At 70.8% G+C, this 4637-nt stretch carries 6 protein-coding genes; all 6 read right to left on the minus strand.

All coding sequences use genetic code 11. The annotated features are described in order from the left end of the window. A partial coding sequence (locus CKO13_RS10720; protein ID WP_200260751.1) for an Hpt domain-containing protein occupies positions 1-710 on the minus strand: 710 nt, incomplete at its 3' end. Positions 711-743: 33 nt separating this feature from the next. Then, entirely contained in the window at positions 744-1490 is a 747-nt protein-coding gene (locus tag CKO13_RS10725; RefSeq protein ID WP_242468010.1) for a protein phosphatase CheZ, read from the minus strand. Positions 1491-1528: 38 nt separating this feature from the next. Continuing rightward, entirely contained in the window at positions 1529-1912 is a 384-nt protein-coding gene (gene cheY, locus CKO13_RS10730) for a chemotaxis response regulator CheY (RefSeq protein ID WP_200260757.1), read from the minus strand. Positions 1913-1954: 42 nt separating this feature from the next. Then, positions 1955-2698, minus strand: a complete 744-nt coding sequence (locus tag CKO13_RS10735; protein WP_200260760.1) for an RNA polymerase sigma factor FliA — start codon at positions 2696-2698, stop codon at positions 1955-1957. Continuing rightward, positions 2699-3532: a MinD/ParA family protein gene (locus tag CKO13_RS10740; RefSeq protein ID WP_274600685.1), complete on the minus strand. Its 834-nt coding sequence runs from the start codon at positions 3530-3532 to the stop codon at positions 2699-2701. It abuts the gene before it with no gap. Between the two features lie 34 nt (positions 3533-3566). Then, complete coding sequence (gene flhF / locus CKO13_RS10745) at positions 3567-4574, minus strand: flagellar biosynthesis GTPase FlhF (RefSeq protein WP_338034638.1); 1008 nt, start codon at positions 4572-4574, stop codon at positions 3567-3569. Between the last annotated feature and the right edge of the window lie 63 nt (positions 4575-4637).

Genomic DNA, 4637 nt, shown 5'->3' on the forward strand with positions numbered 1-4637 from the left:
GGCCGGCGGCAGCGAGAGCGGCGCCAGCGCCACATCGGCCGGCCGGTATGCTGGCCCTTGCCGTGGAGCTCATCGAGCAGCTGCTCGAACTCCTCGTCGGTGATCTCGTCGCTCGCGGCGGCCTCCTCGGCCCGCTCCCGCTCCTCGGTATCGAGGGCGTTGAGCAGCTCGTCGAACTCGGCGTCGCTGAAGTCCCCCGGGGCCTCGTTGCCCGCCCCGGCCGCGCCTTCGGCGGCGCCGGGCGCCGGCTCGCCCGCGCCCTGCTGCTGCCCGGCGGGCTCCTCGGCCGGGGCGCTCGCCGCCGCCTCGCCGCCGGCCTCATCCGGGGCCTTCAGGCGGTCGAGGGACTGGAGGAGGTCGTCGGGCGGATGGTGGGGCTCCGAGCCGCTCTCGATGTCGCCGAACTGCGCCTGCACCACGTCCAGGGCGCGGAGCACGGTATCCATCAGCTCCGAGGAGACCTGCTTGTCGCCGTTGCGCAGCAGGTTGAAGACGTCCTCGGTGCGGTGGCAGACCTCGACCAGCGGATCGAGGCCGAGGAAGCCGGCGCCGCCCTTGATGGTGTGGAAGCCGCGGAAGACCGAGTTGAGCAGATCGGCGTCGCCGCCGCGCTGCTCGAGCTCCACGAGCTGCCCGCCGAGGCGTTCGAGGATCTCCCGCGACTCGACGAGGAAGTCCTGAACGATATCGTCGTTGAGATCGATGGCCATCGCAGCGGCCTCCGCTGTTGTCTGTGCTGCGTCCTAGAAGCCGAGGCTCGAGAGCAGGTCGTCGACCTCGTCCTGCCCGCTGACGACGTCGTCGCTGCTGTCGCTCGGCGTGGCCGGCCCCTCGCCGCGGCGCATGCGCTCGGCAGCGACCTCCTCCTTGCCGGGCCCGCTCTCGCTCGCGCCCTCGTCGCTCATGCGCTGCCCCGAGATGCGCACCAGCTGCACCAGGTTGCCCTCGACCTCCTCGACCAGGGCGATGACCCGGCGGATGATCTGCCCGGTGAGGTCCTGGTAGTCCTGGGCCATGAGCGCCTCGTTGAGCTGCTGGCTCAGGCGCTGGCTGTGGCCCTGGACCTGCTCGAGGAAGGCCTCGAGCTCGCGGTTGAGCTGCCGGAACTGCGCGGCGTCGAGCTCGCGCCTGCGGAAGGCGTGCCAGCGCTCGGCGAGCCGCGCGCTCTCGTCGCTGAGCTCCTGGGCCAGGGGGGTGCAGTCCTCGATCGCCGTCAGGGTCCGGTGCGCGGCCTGCTCGGTCATGGTGATGACGTAGTTCAGCCGCTCGCGGGCGTCCGGGATCTCGGAGGCGGTGAGATCGACGAGGCGGTCGTCGTAGTGGAAGGCCTTGATCGCCTCGTGCAGGTCCCGGGTGAGCGTGCCGAGCTCCCGGAAGAGCTCCGTCTCGCGCAGGTGCGTCAGGTCGTCGATGATCCCCTGCGCCCCCTCGGCATCCCCGGCCTCGACGCACTCGAGCAGCCGCTGCGCCGCGGCGCGATACTCTTCCATCGCGGCGCCGCCGTCCGCGCCCTGTCGCGCCATGCCGCTCAACCCCCGCCCGGTTGGATGCGCTCGAAGATCTTGTCGATCTTCTCGCGCAGGGTCGCTGCCGTGAAGGGCTTGACGATATAGCCGTTCACCCCCGCCTGGGCGGCCTCCATGATCTGCTCGCGCTTGGCCTCGGCCGTGACCATGAGGATCGGCAGATCCTTGAGGTTGGCGTCCGCGCGCACGTGCTTGAGCAGCTCGAGGCCCGTCATCCCGGGCATGTTCCAGTCGGTGATCAGGAACTCGATCCCGCCCTTCTGGAGAATGGGCAGCGCGGTGTTGCCGTCATCGGCCTCCACGACGTTGTTGTAGCCGAGATCGCGCAACAGGTTCTTGATGATCCGCCTCATCGTGGAGAAGTCGTCCACGACGAGGATCTTCATTTTCTTGTCCGCTGCCACATCGCCTCCCTCTTTCGAGGTCTCTTACGCCGTACGTTGCTCGCTCTCCCGCGTCCAGTCGGCGAGCCGGTTGCGCAGCTTGAGCATGATCCGGCCGTGGATCTGGCTGACCCGGGACTCGGAGACGCCCAGCACCTCGCCGATCTCGCGCAGATTGAGCTCCTCATCGTAGTAGAGCGCCATCACCAGGCGCTCGCGCTCGGGGAGCTGGCGGATCGCCTCGGCGAGCTCGCCCTGGAAGGCCTCGTCCTGGAGCATCGCCAGGGGCCCGGGCTCGAAGCCCGCCGGCTCCGGCGGGGCCTCCGTGCCCGACTCCCCGTGATCCATGCTCAGCACCCGCGCCGTGGAGACATCCTGCAGGATATGGTGGTACTCCGCCACCGAGATCCCGAGCGCCTCGGCCACCTCGTGATCGCGGGCGTCGCGGCCGGTGCGGTGCTCGATGGCGCGCACCGCCTCGGCCACCTCGCGGCCCTTGCGGTGCACCGAGCGCGGGGTCCAGTCGAGCCGGCGCATCTCGTCGAGCATGGCCCCGCGGATGCGGATCCCGGCGTAGGTCTGGAAGCTCGCCCCCTGCGAGGCGTCGTACTGGCGGGCGGCCTCGAGCAGGCCGATCATGCCCGCCTGGATCAGGTCCTCGAGCTGGACGCTCGCCGGGAGCCGGCCCGCCAGGTGGTGCGCGATCCGCTTGACCAGCGAGGCGTGGCGCACGACTACATCGTCGTCGCCCTGAGCAGCCACCGCCGTGTACATGGCGTGACCGTTCATCTAGCTTACCTCTCCGGACATCGTGCTGTACTCGATGAGCCGCTCCACGAAGAACTCCAGCCCCCCCGTCGCCCCTGCCGGCGCCGGCCAGCTGTCGATCCGCCGCGCCAGGTTGTGGAAGGCGCGGGCCGAGGGGCTGTTCGGGTGGGTCTGCACCACCGGCAGCTGCTTCTGCACCGCCCGGCGTAGACGGTCATCTTCGGGGATCGCCCCGATGAAGTCCAGGTTCAGGTCGAGGAAGCGCTCGGTGGCCATGGCCAGCTTCTGGTGCAGCCGCTGCCCCTCGCGCCGGCTGCGGACGCGGTTGGCGACCATGTGGAAGCGCTCGATGCCGTGGCGGTTGAGGACCTTGATCAGGGCGTAGGCGTCGGTGACCGAGGACGGCTCGTCGCAGGCGACGACGATCAGCTCGCGGCAGGCGCGCACGAAGTTGACCACCCCCTCGGAGATCCCCGCCGCGGTGTCCACCAGCAGGACGTCGACGTCGCGGTTGAGCTCGCTGAAGCAGCGGATCAGGCCAGCGTGCTCGCTGGCGCTCAGCTCCGCCATGCGCTGGGTCCCGGAGGCCGCCGGGACGATGGTGAAGCCGCCCGGGGCGTCCACGAGGATCTCCTCGAGGGAGGACTCGCCGGCGATGACGTGGGAGAGGTTGCGCTCCGGGGAGAGGCCGAGGGCGACGTCGACGTTGGCGAGGCCCAGGTCGGCGTCGAAGAGCATCACCTCGGAGCCCAGCCGCGTCAGCGAGGCCGCGAGGTTCACCGAGATATTGGTCTTGCCGACCCCGCCCTTGCCCCCGGTGATGGCGATCACCTTGGTCGGCTTGGTACTGGCCATCCTGCGCAACCCCGCAGCCTGATCGAAGCCCGGCTCACTCAGGAACATGAGCCCCTCCGCCGAGCGACAGGGCCAAGGCCTCCTCGTCGGGCTCCTGGCTCCCCTCCTCGTCGAGCAGCGCGCACGCCCGGTGGACGAGGTTCTCCCCCTTCGCCGCCTGCAGATCCTCGGGCACCCGCTGGCCGACGCCCAGATAGCTCACCGGCAGCCGGGTCCGCAAGGCGCAGGTCAAAGCCCCTCCCAGGGTAGTGGCCTCGTCGACCTTGGTGAAGATACAGCCGACCGGCTCCGCGCCGGCGAAGGCGCTGACGGACTCGGTCAGCGTCGACAGCTGCGTGGCCGCCGAGAGCACCAGGTAGGTGCGCACCAGCCCCTGGGCGCTGCCGAGGGTCTTGAACTGCTCGGCGAGGCGCACGTCGCGCTGGCTCATGCCGACGGTGTCGATGAGCACCAGCCCGCGGCCCATCAGGTCGTCGACCAGGCTGCGCAGCTCGTGGCGGTTGGTCGCCGTGTAGACGGGGACGTCGAGGATGCGGGCGTAGGTGAGCAGCTGGTCCTGCGCCCCGACGCGGTAGTTGTCCGTGCTCACCAGGGCCACCTGCTCGCGGCCGTGGTGCAGCGCGTAGCGGGCGGCGAGCTTGGCCACCGTCGTGGTCTTGCCGACGCCGGTGGGGCCGACGAGGGCCACCACGCCGCCGCGGCTGACGATCTCGTCGTCGGCGACGGGCAGGTGCCGGGCGACGAGCGCCAGCGCCTTGCGCAGCGCCGCGTCGGGCTCCTCATCACCCTGGAGATGCTCGGCGAGGTGGCGGCTGACGTCGGAGCCGAGCCCGAGGTCGGCGAGGCGCTTGAGCACCGTGGCGCGGGCGGGGTGGCGCCGCCCCATCCGCTCCCACTCGAGCACCGAGAGCTGGTTCTCGAAGAGGCTGCGCAGGGTGCGGAGCTCCTCGCGCATCTCGCGCATCGCCTCCGGCTCCTCCTCGGGCTCGCGGGTCGACCTGCGCGTCGGCGGCGCGGAGGAGGACGAGGAGCTCTTCGACACCCTCAGCCGCGAGCACCAGGAGGCCGAGCGCCAGCGCAGCCGGCCGGCGGGCGGGGCGAGCGC

This window comes from Halorhodospira neutriphila, assembly GCF_016584055.1.
Taxonomy (GTDB): domain Bacteria; phylum Pseudomonadota; class Gammaproteobacteria; order Nitrococcales; family Halorhodospiraceae; genus Halorhodospira; species Halorhodospira neutriphila.

What these genes read in the sequence shown, in the direction of transcription:
- CKO13_RS10725 (WP_242468010.1), bottom strand. Translation starts at nt 1,490, where the DNA reads ATGGAAGAGTATCGCGCCGCGGCGCAGCGGCTGCTCGAGTGCGTCGAG.
- cheY (WP_200260757.1), bottom strand. Translation starts at nt 1,912, where the DNA reads ATGAAGATCCTCGTCGTGGACGACTTCTCCACGATGAGGCGGATCATC.
- CKO13_RS10735 (WP_200260760.1), bottom strand. Translation starts at nt 2,698, where the DNA reads ATGAACGGTCACGCCATGTACACGGCGGTGGCTGCTCAGGGCGACGAC.
- CKO13_RS10740 (WP_274600685.1), bottom strand. Translation starts at nt 3,532, where the DNA reads ATGGCCAGTACCAAGCCGACCAAGGTGATCGCCATCACCGGGGGCAAG.